This is a genomic window from Paraburkholderia sp. BL6669N2, from assembly GCF_003387275.1.
Classification (GTDB): domain Bacteria; phylum Pseudomonadota; class Gammaproteobacteria; order Burkholderiales; family Burkholderiaceae; genus Paraburkholderia.
This window is the reverse complement of the sequence record NZ_QUNA01000001.1, coordinates 3,002,116-3,015,812: the sequence shown is the minus strand read 5'-3', so window position 1 is coordinate 3,015,812 and position 13,697 is coordinate 3,002,116. Positions and strand designations below refer to the sequence as shown.

Annotated in this window: 13 protein-coding genes; 9 read left to right on the top strand and 4 right to left on the bottom strand. The window is 62.4% G+C overall.

The window, feature by feature from the left end:
* The first annotated feature begins 3 nt into the window (after positions 1-3).
* The 5 genes from B0G80_RS13655 (at position 4) to lpxC (ending at position 5,348) form a co-directional block, all read left to right on the top strand.
* Complete coding sequence (locus tag B0G80_RS13655) at positions 4-756, top strand: cell division protein FtsQ/DivIB (RefSeq protein ID WP_106285166.1); 753 nt, start codon at positions 4-6, stop codon at positions 754-756.
* 27 nt (positions 757-783) lie between these two features.
* Positions 784-2,016, top strand: coding sequence for a cell division protein FtsA (gene ftsA, locus B0G80_RS13650; RefSeq protein ID WP_007180311.1), 1,233 nt, complete (start codon positions 784-786; stop codon positions 2,014-2,016).
* Positions 2,017-2,171: 155 nt separating this feature from the next.
* Positions 2,172-3,368 carry a cell division protein FtsZ gene (gene ftsZ, locus B0G80_RS13645; RefSeq protein WP_012434416.1) on the top strand — a complete coding sequence of 399 codons (1,197 nt, stop codon included), beginning with the start codon at positions 2,172-2,174 and terminating at the stop codon, positions 3,366-3,368.
* Between the two features lie 269 nt (positions 3,369-3,637).
* Entirely contained in the window at positions 3,638-4,141 is a 504-nt protein-coding gene (locus tag B0G80_RS13640) for a peroxiredoxin (protein ID WP_012434415.1), read from the top strand.
* A gap of 289 nt (positions 4,142-4,430) precedes the next feature.
* Positions 4,431-5,348 carry a UDP-3-O-acyl-N-acetylglucosamine deacetylase gene (gene lpxC, locus B0G80_RS13635; RefSeq protein WP_106285167.1) on the top strand — a complete coding sequence of 306 codons (918 nt, stop codon included), beginning with the start codon at positions 4,431-4,433 and terminating at the stop codon, positions 5,346-5,348.
* A 71-nt stretch (positions 5,349-5,419) separates the two neighbouring features.
* On the opposite strand, the gene B0G80_RS13630 is transcribed toward lpxC, so the two are convergent.
* Positions 5,420-5,905, bottom strand: coding sequence for a DciA family protein (locus B0G80_RS13630; RefSeq protein WP_041758585.1), 486 nt, complete (start codon positions 5,903-5,905; stop codon positions 5,420-5,422).
* A 291-nt stretch (positions 5,906-6,196) separates the two neighbouring features.
* Here B0G80_RS13630 and secA point away from each other — a divergent pair, with 291 nt between their 5' ends.
* From secA to mutT, 4 genes are all read left to right on the top strand, one after another.
* Complete coding sequence (secA, locus tag B0G80_RS13625; protein ID WP_116118338.1) at positions 6,197-9,007, top strand: preprotein translocase subunit SecA; 2,811 nt, start codon at positions 6,197-6,199, stop codon at positions 9,005-9,007.
* A 149-nt stretch (positions 9,008-9,156) separates the two neighbouring features.
* Entirely contained in the window at positions 9,157-10,398 is a 1,242-nt protein-coding gene (argJ, locus tag B0G80_RS13620; protein WP_116118337.1) for a bifunctional glutamate N-acetyltransferase/amino-acid acetyltransferase ArgJ, read from the top strand.
* 41 nt (positions 10,399-10,439) lie between these two features.
* Positions 10,440-11,309, top strand: coding sequence for an ATP-binding protein (locus tag B0G80_RS13615; protein ID WP_116118336.1), 870 nt, complete (start codon positions 10,440-10,442; stop codon positions 11,307-11,309).
* Between the two features lie 8 nt (positions 11,310-11,317).
* Positions 11,318-11,743 carry an 8-oxo-dGTP diphosphatase MutT gene (gene mutT / locus B0G80_RS13610; RefSeq protein ID WP_116118335.1) on the top strand — a complete coding sequence of 142 codons (426 nt, stop codon included), beginning with the start codon at positions 11,318-11,320 and terminating at the stop codon, positions 11,741-11,743.
* 80 nt (positions 11,744-11,823) lie between these two features.
* Here mutT and yacG read toward each other — a convergent pair whose 3' ends face one another.
* The 3 genes from yacG to coaE all read right to left on the bottom strand — a co-directional run bounded on the left by yacG (position 11,824) and on the right by coaE (position 13,697).
* On the bottom strand, positions 11,824-12,021 hold the full coding sequence (gene yacG, locus B0G80_RS13605; RefSeq protein ID WP_106285173.1) for a DNA gyrase inhibitor YacG: 198 nt from the start codon (positions 12,019-12,021) through the stop codon (positions 11,824-11,826).
* A 123-nt stretch (positions 12,022-12,144) separates the two neighbouring features.
* On the bottom strand, positions 12,145-12,900 hold the full coding sequence (gene zapD / locus B0G80_RS13600) for a cell division protein ZapD (RefSeq protein WP_106285174.1): 756 nt from the start codon (positions 12,898-12,900) through the stop codon (positions 12,145-12,147).
* A gap of 194 nt (positions 12,901-13,094) precedes the next feature.
* The gene (coaE, locus tag B0G80_RS13595; protein ID WP_116118334.1) at positions 13,095-13,697 is read right to left on the bottom strand and encodes a dephospho-CoA kinase; all 603 of its coding nucleotides are present in this window, start codon (positions 13,695-13,697) and stop codon (positions 13,095-13,097) included.

Here is a 13,697-nt window from a genome sequence, read left to right as displayed (position 1 = left end):
ACCATGTGGAACAACGTTCGCCAGCTCAATTTTGCCGCCAACACATTGCATGTGTTGCTGGTGCTCGTGCTGCTGGCGGCAGGCGGTTACTGGCTGATCCAGCGCCCGAATTTCGCGCTGCGCGAAATCCAGATCGACGGCGATACCGAGCACATCAATTCGCCGACGGTGCGCGCGGGTGTGGTGGGGCGCTTGAAGGGCAACTTTTTTACGGTGGATCTCGACGTGGCGCGTCAGGCGTTCGAGCAGATGCCGTGGGTGCGTCATGCGAGCGTGCGGCGCGTCTGGCCGAATGCACTGGCTGTCACGCTGGAAGAGTACAAACCGCTGGGAACGTGGGGCAGCGATCAGCTGGTGAGCGTCGACGGCGAGCTGTTCACCGCGAACCAGGGCGAGCTCGAAGAAGATCTGCCCGCGTTCGACGGTCCGGACGGTACGGCAAAAGAGGTGGTCGCGCGGTATCACGACTTCCAGAAATGGTTTGCGCCGTTGGGCGCGACGCCTGAAGAAGTGACGCTGTCGCCGCGCTACGCGTGGACGGTGAAGCTCTCGAACGGCACGCAGGTGGAACTTGGGCGCGAACGCAATCAGGACACGCTGCTCGATCGGAGCAAACGTCTGAGCGCGGCGTGGAGCGCCGTGACGCAACGTTGGGGAAAGGATATCGAGTATGCGGACTTGCGCTATCCGAACGGTTTCGCGATTCGCGCGGCAGGGATGCGCTTTATCACCGAACCCGACAAGGGCAAGAAGTAAACGGACATCACACGCAATGAGCACGCTATGAGTAAAGACTATAAAGATCTGCTGGTCGCCCTCGACATTGGGACGTCGAAGGTCGTGGCCATCGTCGCCGAGTTGAAGGGCGAAGGTCACTACGAGGTGATCGGCCTCGGCCAGAGCGAATCGAAGGGGCTCAAGAAAGGCGTGGTGGTGAATATCGAGGCCACCGTGCAGTCCATTCAGCGTGCGCTCGAAGAAGCCGAACTCATGGCCGACTGCAAGATCACCAACGTATTTACCGGGATTGCCGGCAGCCATATCCGCAGCTTCAATTCCAGCGGCATGGTGGCGATCAAGGAGAAGGAAGTCACGCAGACGGACGTGGCGCGCGTGATCGAAACGGCGAAGGCGATCAACATCCCGACCGATCAGCAGGTGCTGCATATCCTGACGCAGGAATTCATCATCGACGGTCAGGAAGATGTGCGCGAGCCGATCGGCATGAGCGGCATTCGCCTTGAAGTGAAGGTGCATATCGTCACCGGCGCGGTGAGCGCGGCGCAAAACATCGTCAAGTGCGTGCGCCGTTGCGGGCTCGAAGTGAACGATCTGATCTTGCAGCCGCTGGCGTCGTCGCTGGCGGTGCTGACGGAAGACGAGAAAGAACTCGGCGTGGTGCTGGTCGATATCGGCGGCGGCACGACTGATATTGCGATTTTCAGCGAAGGCGCGATCCGTCATACGGCGGTGATTCCGATCGCCGGCGACCAGATCACGAGCGACATCGCGATGGCGCTGCGCACGCCGACGCCGGACGCGGAAGACATCAAGGTGGATTACGGCATCGCCAAGCAGGCGCTGGCCGATCCGGACGAAATGATCGAAGTGCCGGGTCTCGGCGAGCGCGGTCCGCGCACGCTGTCGCGCCAGGCGCTGGCGGCGGTGGTCGAGCCGCGCGTCGAAGAACTGTTTTCGCTCGTGCAGCAGGTGGTGCGCGAGTCGGGTTACGAGGAACTGCTGAGCTCCGGCGTGGTGCTGACCGGCGGCGCGTCGATGATGCTCGGCATGGTCGAACTGGGTGAAGACATCTTCCTGAAGCCGGTGCGTATCGGCGTGCCGGAATATGCGGGCGGTCTGGCTGACGTAGTGCGCAATCCGCGCTACTCGACGGCGATGGGCCTGCTCGTCGAAGGACGCTCGCAACGCATGCGCGGCCGCAAGGTGGCCGTGCAGTCGGGCTCGATGGGACAGGTGTTCACGCGCATGAAGGACTGGTTCCTCGGCAACTTCTAAAGCATTCGCTGTATCGCTGCACAGAACGGGTTTTCGAACGGGTTTCAAAAAAAATACGCGCTGGTGCCGGCGGCCGGCGCGCGACAGGCGGTTGCCCGATCTCCTGCCGAATAACGGCCGAAGTGGCTGCAAATTTTTATCTTGACGGAGGCATCATGGATTTCCAAATGCTGGAAACCGAAACGAACGGCACCATCATCAAGGTGGTCGGAGTAGGTGGCGCTGGCGGCAATGCTGTTCAGCACATGATCAACAAAGGCGTGCAAGGCGTCGACTTCATCGTGATGAACACGGACGCGCAGGCTTTGTCGCGTTCGCGCGCCACCGCGGTGATCCAGCTCGGCAACACGGGTCTGGGCGCCGGCGCCAAGCCGGAAATGGGCCGCGCCGCAGCGGAAGAAGCACGTGAGCGCATCGCCGACGCACTGCGCGGCGCGCACATGGTCTTCATCACGGCCGGCATGGGCGGCGGCACGGGCACGGGCGCAGCACCCGTGGTCGCGCAGATCGCTAAAGAAATGGGTATCTTGACCGTTGGCGTGGTCAGCAAGCCGTTCGAATTCGAAGGCGGCAAGCGGATGCGCGTGGCAGAAGCCGGTTCGCAGCAACTGGAGGATCACGTCGACTCGCTGATCGTCGTTCTGAACGACAAGCTGTTCGAGGTGATGGGCGATGACGCCGAGATGGACAAGTGCTTCCAGTGCGCAGACGACGTTCTGAACAACGCAGTTGCCGGCATCGCGGAAATCATCAACGTCGACGGTCTGGTGAACGTCGACTTCGAAGACGTGAAAACGGTGATGGGCGAGCAGGGCAAGGCGATGATGGGCACGGCGACGGTTGCCGGCGTCGATCGCGCGCGTCTGGCTGCTGAGCAGGCTGTGGCCAGCCCGTTGCTGGAAGGTGTGGATCTGTCGGGCGCGCGTGGCGTGCTGGTGAACATCACGTCGAGCCGTTCGCTGCGTCTGTCGGAAACGCGCGAAGTGATGAACACGATCAAGAGCTACGCGGCAGAAGACGCGACCGTGATTTTCGGCGCCGTGTACGACGATGCAATGGGCGACGCGCTCCGCGTGACGGTCGTGGCAACGGGTCTGGGCCGTGCGGCCAAGAAGCAGCAATCGGCACCGATGACGCTGCTGCGCACCGGCACCGATAACCAGCCGATCAGTGCACACGCTGCTTACGCACCGCAGTCGTCGCACGCCAGCACCGCCGACTACGGCGCACTGGACACGCCGGCAGTGTGGCGCACGTCGCGCGATACGGCCGCATCGCATGTGCAGGCGTTGCAGGAAAAGGGCGTCGACACGTACGACATTCCGGCATTCCTGCGCAAGCAGGCGGACTGAGCGCACGGGCAGGCTTTCGTTGCGGCGCTGCGAGTTGGACAGCAGTGCGGCGCTGGCGGACGAATGCACGAGCGTGGCGGGTGAACGGCGAACAAGTCGCGTATCTTTGAAGATTCGCGACAAGGACAAGTGCCCTCTTCGGATTCGCGAAGCGGATTGGGCGACTGTCGCCGGACGGCGGAGCATGCAGTGGTTGGTGCCCACGCCGGATTTTTCACTGCGACACGACGACGTGCGAGCGTGCTTCGCATCGATGCAAAGGACTGAGCATGATTCAGGCAGGTGACAAGCTGCCCGACGCGACGCTCTTCGAGTTGATCGAAGACGAGCGGGCGGGCTGCACGATCGGGCCTAACAGCTTCGACGTGCGCGAGCAGACGGCGGGCAAGCGTGTGGTGATCTTCGGATTGCCGGGCGCGTTCACGCCAACCTGTTCGGCCAAACATGTACCGGGTTATGTCGAGCACGCCGAGCAGTTGCGCGCTCTTGGCATCGACGAGATCTGGTGCGTGTCCGTCAACGACGCGTTCGTAATGGGCGCGTGGGGACGCGATCAGCACGCCTCGGGCAAGGTGCGCATGATGGCGGACGGCAGTGCGGCTTTCACGCGAGCGCTCGGTCTCGAGCAGGATTTGTCGGCGCGCGGCATGGGAATCCGTTCCCAGCGCTACGCGATGGTGGTCGACGACGGCGTGGTCAAGACGTTGAACGTCGAGGCTGCCGGCAAATTCGAAGTCAGCGATGCAGGGAGTATTCTCGCTACGTTGAGCTAGGCACGCTGGTGTCGTGGCCTTCGCCACAGGCACGCGCGGTTGGCGCGTTGTGCTTGGGCAACGGTCGATAAGACGCTTTTGTGACAGGCCGTTACGCGGGCCGATGACCGGAAACGCCTCCGTTCCGGGGCATCGGCCCGTCACGCTTTCCCTGGCGGGCGCCCAAGGGTAATGCAGCGAAACAGATTGATACGTTCCGCGGAAAGACGCTCCCTAGGGTATTGGAGTATAATTCGTGCTATGGAATAAAAAGTCCCGATTGGGATTTTCAATCGAATAGAAGATCACCATGCTGAAGCAGCGCACTATCAAACAAATCGTCAAGACAGTCGGCATTGGCCTGCACTCGGGCCGCAAAGTCGAACTGACGCTCCGTCCGGCCGGGCCGGACACGGGCATTGTGTTTTCGCGCGTGGACCTCGCCACGCCGGTGGACATTCCTGCGTCGGCGATGGCGATTGGCGATACGCGTCTGGCTTCCGTGTTGCAGAAAGACGGCGCGCGCGTCTCGACCATCGAGCATTTGATGTCCGCCTGCGCCGGTCTCGGCATCGACAACCTGTATGTCGACGTCACCGCCGAAGAAATCCCGATCATGGACGGCAGTGCCGGTTCATTCGTGTTTCTGATTCAGTCGGCGGGTATTGAAGAACAGAACGCGGCGAAGAAATTCATCAAGGTCACCAAGCCGGTCGAAATTCGTGACGGCGATAAATTCGCGCGTCTAGACCCGTACTTTGGTTTCAAGCTCAAGTTCACGATCGATTTCCGTCACCCGGCTGTGGATAAAACCGGCCAGGCGCTGGAAGTGGATTTTGCCAATACGTCGTACGTGCGCGAGATCGCGCGGGCTCGCACCTTTGGTTTTGCGCATGAAGTGGAAATGATGCGCGAACTGGGTCTGGCGCGTGGCGGCAGCATGGACAACGCGATCGTGCTGGACGAGTACCGCATTCTGAATAACGACGGCCTGCGCTACGACGATGAGTTCGTAAAGCACAAGATGCTCGACGCGATCGGCGACCTGTATGTGGTCGGCCACCCGTTGTTGGCGGCGTATGACGCCTACAAATCGGGCCACGGCCTGAACAACGCGCTGCTGCGCGAACTGCTGGCGCACGAAGATTCGTACGAAATCGTCACCTTCGACGACACGCAGAAGGCGCCGCGCGGTTTTGCCTACGAGACGCAGACGGCTTTTGCCTGACGCCTTCGGGTGAAATTTCCGAAGCAAGCGCATGAAAAGTAAGCGGCCCAGTCGGGCCGCTTTTCTTTTGACTAGCGATTTCTCCGATGCCGGGCCGCCATTTTCGCCAGCGCCTCCTGTAACGGCGACGGCGCCAGCGACTCGCTCAGCGCGTGGAGCGCATCAGCGCCGGCTGGCGTCATGCGCGCCTGTTTGACCGGCGGCGGTTCCTTCACAGCCTGCGGCCGCACGCGAATCCGCAGCGAATTCACCGGCCAGCCGCGCTGCTGCAGATCCGCCAGCAGCCGTGGCTCCAGATGCCGCAGCCGCGCCGCCAGCGCGTTATGGCCGGCGAACAGGGCGAGCACGCCTTCCTTGATAAAGCTGGGTTCGACGCTCGTCGCCAGATAGTCGGGCAGCAGAGCGCGCAGATCCTTCTCCAACGCCGCAATCTGCTCGACGCCCGCGCGCAGGGCCGCGAACGCGTCCGTGCGATTGAGCACCTCGGCGACCGGCTGCGGGCGGCGCGCCTTGAACTGCTGGGGCGGCGGCCTTGAAAAGGAAGGAAAACGGCTCATGTTCGATGGGTCACGGCGTGTCCGCGCCCTATGCGCGTTCACGCCGCGATTGTACCGCGCAGGACGCACGCGGGCCCGCCTCAATGCGGACTGCCGGAGCTCGCTGCGGCGGGCTTCCGATGCCCTGCCGCCGTCTCGCTGCTGACATAAGCGTGGGCGGGGGCGCGTGCTAAAATGCGCGATTCGAATTCACTCTTGGACTAAGCCGCCGAGGCCCTTCCGACCCCGGAGCGCGCGTGCACGAACTGCACGCCGCGACCCAGCCGAAGCCGCGACGCAGACACCGATCCGATGACCACCGGTTTTCTACAGAAGATTTTTGGCAGCCGCAACCAGCGGCTAGTCAAGCAATATCAAAAGACCGTCACGGCGATCAATGCGCTCGAACCGCAGATCGAGCAATTGACGGACGATCAACTGCGCGCCAAAACGGGTGAATTCCGCCAGCGCGTCGCGAGCGGCGAATCGCTCGACAAGCTCCTGCCGGAAGCCTTCGCGGTGTGCCGCGAGGCCAGCAAGCGGGTGCTGAAAATGCGCCACTTCGACGTGCAGCTGATCGGCGGCATGGTTCTGCACTACGGCAAGATCGGCGAAATGCGCACCGGTGAGGGCAAGACGCTCGTCGCCACGCTGCCGGTGTACCTGAACGCGCTGTCCGGCCGCGGCGTGCACGTGGTCACGGTCAACGACTACCTCGCCCAGCGCGACGCCGAATGGATGGCGCGCCTGTACAACTTCCTCGGTCTGTCGGTCGGCATCAATCTGTCGCAGATGGATCACGGCGCGAAGCAGGAAGCCTACGCGGCGGACATCACGTACGGCACCAACAACGAATTCGGCTTCGACTACCTGCGCGACAACATGGTCTACGAGACCGACGCGCGCGTGCAGCGAGCCCTCAATTTCGCGGTGGTCGACGAGGTCGACTCGATCCTGATCGACGAAGCCCGTACCCCGCTGATCATCTCCGGCCAGGCCGAAGATCATACCGACCTGTACGTGCGCATGAATGCGTTGCCGCCGCTGCTCGAACGCCAGATCGGCGAAGAGAAAGCGGACGGCACCGGCGTCGAAAAGCCGGGCGACTATACGCTGGACGAAAAAGGCCGCCAGGTGTTCCTGACGGAATCGGGCCACGAAAAGGCCGAGCGTCTGCTCGCCGAGTGGGGCCTGATCGGCGACGGCGAAAGCCTGTACGCGCCGCAGAACATCACGCTGATGCACCACGTGTACGCCGCGCTGCGCGCCCACACGCTGTTCTTCAAGGATCAGCACTACGTGGTGCAGAACGGCGAAGTGGTGATCGTGGACGAATTCACCGGCCGTCTGATGTCGGGCCGCCGCTGGTCGGACGGGCTGCACCAGGCTGTCGAGGCGAAGGAACACGTCAAGATCCAGAGCGAGAACCAGACGCTCGCGTCGATCACGTTCCAGAACTACTTCCGCATGTACGCGAAGCTGTCCGGCATGACCGGCACGGCGGATACGGAAGCATTCGAATTCAACGAGATCTATGGTCTCGAAACGGTCGTGATCCCGACCAACCGTCCGCCCAAGCGGATCGACAAGCAGGATCAGATCTACAAGACGGCCAAGGAACGCTACGACGCGGTAATCCGCGACATTCGCGATTGCTACGAACGCGGTCAGCCGGTGCTGGTCGGTACGACGTCCATCGAAAACTCCGAGTTGCTGTCGCATCTGCTGAAGCAGGCCGGTCTGCCGCACGAAGTGCTGAACGCCAAGCAGCACGCGCGTGAAGCCGAGATCGTCGCCGAAGCCGGCCGTCCGAAGCGCATCACGATCGCCACCAACATGGCCGGTCGCGGTACCGACATCGTGCTCGGCGGCAACGCGGAAAAGCAGGCGTCGTTCCTCGAACTGGACGAAACGCTGGCTGAAGACGACAAGCAACGCCGCATCCAGAAGCTGCACGACGAATGGCAAGCGCTGCACGATCAGGTGAAGGCCGCGGGCGGTCTGCACATCATCGGCACCGAGCGCCACGAATCGCGCCGGATCGACAATCAGCTGCGCGGCCGTGCCGGCCGTCAGGGCGACCCGGGTTCGTCGCGCTTCTATTTGTCGCTGGAAGATCCGCTGCTGCGCATTTTCGCCGGCGATCGCGTGCGCGCGATCATGGACCGCCTGAAGATGCCCGAAGGTGAGGCGATCGAGGCGGGCATCGTCTCTCGCTCGATCGAATCGGCGCAGCGCAAGGTGGAAGCGCGCAACTTCGACGTTCGCAAGCAATTGCTCGAATACGACGATGTGTCGAACGATCAGCGCAAGGTGATTTACCAGCAGCGCAATGAATTGCTCGAAGCGAACGACATCACCGAAACGATCGGCGCGATGCGTCAGAGCGTGATCGCCGATATCGTCCATCAGTTCGTGCCGGCAGGCAGCATTGAAGAGCAGTGGGACGTGCCCGAATTGGAAGAGGTGCTGCGCAACGAATGGCAGCTCGACCTCGCGATCCAGGAAATGATCAACGAGTCGAACTCGATCAGCGCGGACGAGATTCTCGAAGCGGTCGAAGCCGCCGCGGACGAAGCCTACGAAGCGAAGGTCGAACTGGTCGGCCGCGAATCGTTCAGCGCATTCGAGCGCTCGATCATGCTGCAAACGCTGGATCGCAGCTGGCGCGAACATCTGGCCGCGCTCGATCACTTGCGTCAGGGCATCCATCTGCGTGGCTATGCGCAGAAGAATCCGAAGCAGGAATACAAGCGTGAGGCGTTCGAACTGTTCGCCGCCATGCTCGACGCCGTGAAGCTCGAAGTCACCCGCGTGGTGATGAACGTGCAGATCCAGTCGCCTGAACAGTTGGAACAGGCTGCTGAACAGCTCGAAGAGCAGGGCGGGCACCTTGAAAACGTCGAGTTCCGCCACGCCGAATTCGCCGAAGCGGCCGCCGCAGCGCCTGTTGCCGCGGAAGCAGCCACCGCCGCCATGATCGGCGATGCCATGAGCCACGGTTCGTCGCATACGGCAGCAGCGAACATGAGCGCGGACAACGTGCCGAAGGTCGGCCGTAACGACCCGTGCCCGTGCGGCAGCGGCAAGAAGTACAAGCAGTGCCACGGCAAGATCGTGTAATGCCGAAGGCGGCGCGCTGAGAGGCGCGCCGCGTCGTTTCAGGCGGTAGGTTGCCTTGATTTCGCGGTGGTCCGGCAACAAGCCCGGACCATCAGTTCCGTTTCCCCGATGCCGGCGCCTGCCGGCATTTTCTTCGACAGGTCGCGACCATGGCTGTCAATTTCCCCTCGATCGATCCCGCTCAACTCTATCCCGTCGCCGGCGTTTCGCTCGGCTGGGCGGAGGCGAATATTCGCAAGCCGAACCGCAAGGACGTGCTCGTCATTTCCGTGGGCGAAGGCGCCACGGTGGGCGGCGTGTTCACGCAGAACCGTTTTTGCGCGGCGCCCGTCACGGTGTGCCGTGAGAATCTGGAACGCGTGCGCGCCGGCGGCAAGCCGATTCGCGCGCTGGTGATCAACACCGGCAACGCCAACGCTGGCACGGGTGAGCCGGGCCTCGTGGCGGCGCGCGAAACCTGTGCCGAACTCGCGCGTCTGGCGGACATCACGCCGGAACAGGTGCTGCCGTTTTCGACGGGCGTGATTCTGGAGCCGCTGCCGGTCGATCGTTTGAAAGCGGGTTTGCCGGCCGCGCTGGCGAACCGCAAGGAAGCGAACTGGTACGACGCCGCGCAGGCGATCATGACCACGGACACGCTGCCCAAGGCCACGTCGCGCCAGGTGACGATCGAGGGCCACACGGTCACGCTGACCGGCATCAGCAAGGGCGCCGGCATGATCAAGCCGAACATGGCGACCATGCTCGGCTTCCTCGCGTTCGACGCCGCCGTCTCCCAGCGGGTGCTCGATGCGCTGGTCAAGCACGTGACGGATCGCTCGTTCAACTGCATCACGATCGATGGCGATACGTCGACCAACGATTCGTTCATCCTGATCGCGTCGGGCAAATCGAGCCTGCCGGCGATCACGTCCACCGATTCGCCCGCTTATGCAGCGCTGCGCGACGCGGTGACCGAAGTCGCCCAGACCCTCGCGCAGCTGATCGTGCGCGACGGCGAAGGCGCGACCAAATTCATGACCGTGCAAGTGGAAGGCGGCGCGAGCGTCGGCGAATGCCGCCAGATCGCGTATGCGATCGGCCACTCGCCGCTCGTGAAAACGGCTTTCTATGCATCGGATCCGAATCTCGGCCGCATTCTCGCGGCCATCGGCTATGCCGGCGTGGACGATCTCGACGTCGGCAAGATCGATCTGTATCTGGACGACGTGCTGGTTGCGACTGCCGGCGGCCGCAATCCGGCCTACCGCGAAGAAGACGGCCAGCGCGTCATGAAAAAGAGCGAGATCGGCATACGTGTGGTACTCGGGCGCGGCGATGCGCAAGCCACGATCTGGACTTGCGATCTGTCGCACGACTACGTGAGCATCAACGCCGACTATCGTTCGTAACCAGGTTCATTACGCGGCCTAAGGCCGCTTATTTCCCAGCCATGGATAAACTCGAACAGTTTCTGACCCGGGCCGAAGCCGTGCTCGTGCGCCTCGAAGCGATGCTTCCGCCCGCTTCGCCCGATATCGACTGGTCGGCGGCAGTGGCCTTCCGCTGGCGCAAGCGCCAAGGGCGCGGCTACCTGCAGCCGGTGCCGGCCATCTCGGCGATCACGCTCGACGACCTGCAGAACATCGATCGCCAGAAAGGCCTGATCGAGCAGAACACGCGTCAATTCGTCCACAAGCAGCCGGCCAACAACGTGTTGCTGACAGGCGCGCGCGGCACCGGCAAGTCGTCGCTGATCAAGGCGTGTCTGAATGCGTACGCGAAAGACGGGCTACGTCTGATCGAAGTGGATAAGGACGATCTGCACGACCTCGGCGATATCGTCGACCTGATCGCGCAGCGGCCGGAGCGCTTCGTGGTGTTCTGCGACGACCTCTCGTTCGAAGATGGCGAGTCGGGCTACAAGGCGTTGAAGGTCGCGCTCGACGGCTCGATCGCCGCGCAATCGGACAACGTGCTGATTTATGCGACGTCGAACCGCCGCCATTTGTTGCCCGAATACATGAGCGACAACGAGACGTACAAGCACACGTCCGACGGCGAGATTCATCCCGGTGAGCTGGTCGAAGAAAAGATCTCCCTGTCCGAGCGCTTCGGTTTGTGGGTCAGCTTCTATCCGTTCAAGCAGGATGACTACCTGTCGATCATCAGCCACTGGCTGCGCCATTTCGGTTGCGACGACGCCGAAGTCGAAGCGGCGCGCGGCGATGCGCTGGTGTGGGCGCTCGAGCGCGGGTCGCGTTCGGGACGTGTCGCGTGGCAGTTCGCGCGCGACTGGTCCGGCCGCAAGACGTCGGCATGAGTGAGCGCATGAGCGACGACGTCGAGAAGAACGCCGCGGGCCGCAAGGTGACGCAGGTCGCGGTTGGCGTGCTGGTCCAGCCCGATGGGCGCTATCTGCTGGCGCAGCGCCCGGCGGGCAAGCCGTACGAAGGCTACTGGGAATTTCCGGGCGGCAAGCTGGAAGCGGGCGAATCAGTCGAAGCCGCGCTCGCTCGCGAGTTGCACGAGGAGTTGGGTATCGCGGTCGAGGCAAGCCATCTTTGGCATACGCTCGAACACGACTACCCGCACGCGTATGTGCGGCTCTTTTTCTGCAAGGTGACGCAGTGGTCCGGCGAGCCGCACGGCCGCGAAGGTCAGGCTTTTGTCTGGCAGACGCTGCCCGCGGACGTCGAGCCGCTGTTGCCGGCGACCATTCCCGTGCTGGAATGGCTCGCTGCCGAAAAGAGCTGAAGCGAAAAGAAAACGGCGCACGACGTCAGGCGCTGCTCTAGCGCAGCGCCGATCGGTATGGCCCGGCCAGCGGGCCGCGCTCAATGCGGGGTGTAATCCCCGCCGGGCGTCTCGTCCGACGACGCTTCCTGCTCGTTCCCGCCGATCTTGTACTTCTCAGCGGCCCAGGCGCCGAGGTCGATCTGCTTGCAGCGATCGGAGCAGAAGGGGCGGAAGCGGTTTTCAGGTGTCCAGCGGACGTCCTTTCCGCATGTGGGGCATTTGACGACAGTAGGCATACGGTCAGGCAATCAATCGCAAACAGAACAAGTAACGAATATAGGGGCATTTCTCGCCGCTTTAAAGGCGTGCCCCACCGTTTCTGATTTAACAGGTGAACATGACAGGCTTGCGAGCGTGACCTACAGGCTGCAAAGCGTGAGCTGGAAAGGAACGTCGACATCCACCGCACGCGGACGCAAATCGCCGTCCTGCACGGTGAAACGCACCCACAGCATGTACTTGTTCGCGCTGGCTTCGGGGATCACGCGCAATTCCGGTGCCACACGCACTTGCATCAATTGATACGAACGGCCGGACAGCATCTGCTGATAGCTGCCCTGCATGGCCATGACCTTGGACGCCTGGCCGGACTCGCGCGCGAGCCGCAAGACGATGATGGCCGCGTCGCGCAGCGGCAGCAGCGGCGTCACCCACTTGGCGATGTCCTGGCGGCGCTGATCGGGATGAATCTGCTGCCAGGCGTAATAGGACGGCAGATCGAACTTGCAGGTGCCGCCCGGAATGATCGCGCGGCTGCGGATACTGGCTAGCCACTCGTTGTCTGCAAGATGCTGGCCGGTCTTGCCCTGCATCTGCGAAAGCCCCGCGAGTGTTTGCTCGATCTCGCCGAGTACGGCTTCAAGCGCATTCTGTTCGATTCCCGGATTGCCGCGAAACGGTGCCAGCGTTTGCCGTTGGCGTTCGAGTTCTTTCATCAGATCCGACTTCAGATCCGCGCGGCCCGCAACCTCCGAGATTTCGAACAACGTTGTCAGTGCGACGTGATGTTCCCTGGCGTCTTCCTGAGTCAGAAAGAACGTGAAGCGCTCGAACAGATCTTCGAGGCGCAATAGCGTCCGGATTCGCTCGTTGAAGGGATACTCGTAAAGGATCAAGCGGGCTCGCCTCGGGCGTGGTCGGTGACGGGAATGCAGAACATTCTAATGCCGTGAGACTACCCTAGCAATCACGCACTTTTTCAGCACGCATTTGCAACTTTTTTCACGTGTTTCGGGCGGTTTTCAACGCACTTTTGGCACGCGCATCGCTGCGAAGTTCAACCGGGGTTTCCCGAAGTGTCACGTCCGCGTCATGCGCGGGCGAGCGACAGATACACGCGATGCAGCGCGTCGACTTGCGACTCGAGCGCGTCCAGCGGCGCGTTGTCGTTGTCGATAATGTCGTCGGCCGCGGCGAGGCGCGCTTCGCGTGTGGCCTGACGAGCGATGATCGCCAGCACCTGTTCGCGACTGAAATTATTGCGGCTCATCACACGCGAGATCTGCGTTTCGATGCTGCAGTCCACCGTCAGCACGCGATTCACACGCGCCTTCCACTTGCCGGATTCGACCAGCAGCGGTACTACGACGATCACATAAGGCCCTTGAGCCTCACGCTGCTCGCGTTCGGTTTCAGCGCGAATCAATGGATGCGTGATGCCTTCGAGGCGTTTGCGTGCGCTGTCGTCGCTGAATACGAGTGTGCGCATGGCGGCGCGGTCGAGTGAGCCGTCAGGCGCGACGAACTCCTCGCCGAACTCGGCGGCGATTGGCGGCATGGCGATGCCGTGCGGCGCGGTGATGCGGTGCGCGATCAGGTCGGTGTCGACGAGCGGCACGCCGTGCGCCGCAAACAGGTCGGCGACCGTCGATTTGCCGCTGCCGATGCCGCCGGTCAATCCCACAGCAAACAT

Bases quoted from the DNA above. Each gene is read 5' to 3' on its own strand.
- B0G80_RS13655 (WP_106285166.1), top strand. From the start codon at position 4: ATGTGGAACAACGTTCGCCAGCTCAATTTTGCCGCCAACACATTGCAT.
- ftsA (WP_007180311.1), top strand. From the start codon at position 784: ATGAGTAAAGACTATAAAGATCTGCTGGTCGCCCTCGACATTGGGACG.
- ftsZ (WP_012434416.1), top strand. From the start codon at position 2,172: ATGGATTTCCAAATGCTGGAAACCGAAACGAACGGCACCATCATCAAG.
- B0G80_RS13640 (WP_012434415.1), top strand. From the start codon at position 3,638: ATGATTCAGGCAGGTGACAAGCTGCCCGACGCGACGCTCTTCGAGTTG.
- lpxC (WP_106285167.1), top strand. From the start codon at position 4,431: ATGCTGAAGCAGCGCACTATCAAACAAATCGTCAAGACAGTCGGCATT.
- B0G80_RS13630 (WP_041758585.1), bottom strand. From the start codon at position 5,905: ATGAGCCGTTTTCCTTCCTTTTCAAGGCCGCCGCCCCAGCAGTTCAAG.
- secA (WP_116118338.1), top strand. From the start codon at position 6,197: ATGACCACCGGTTTTCTACAGAAGATTTTTGGCAGCCGCAACCAGCGG.
- argJ (WP_116118337.1), top strand. From the start codon at position 9,157: ATGGCTGTCAATTTCCCCTCGATCGATCCCGCTCAACTCTATCCCGTC.
- B0G80_RS13615 (WP_116118336.1), top strand. From the start codon at position 10,440: ATGGATAAACTCGAACAGTTTCTGACCCGGGCCGAAGCCGTGCTCGTG.
- mutT (WP_116118335.1), top strand. From the start codon at position 11,318: ATGAGCGACGACGTCGAGAAGAACGCCGCGGGCCGCAAGGTGACGCAG.
- yacG (WP_106285173.1), bottom strand. From the start codon at position 12,021: ATGCCTACTGTCGTCAAATGCCCCACATGCGGAAAGGACGTCCGCTGG.
- coaE (WP_116118334.1), bottom strand. From the start codon at position 13,697: ATGTTTGCTGTGGGATTGACCGGCGGCATCGGCAGCGGCAAATCGACG.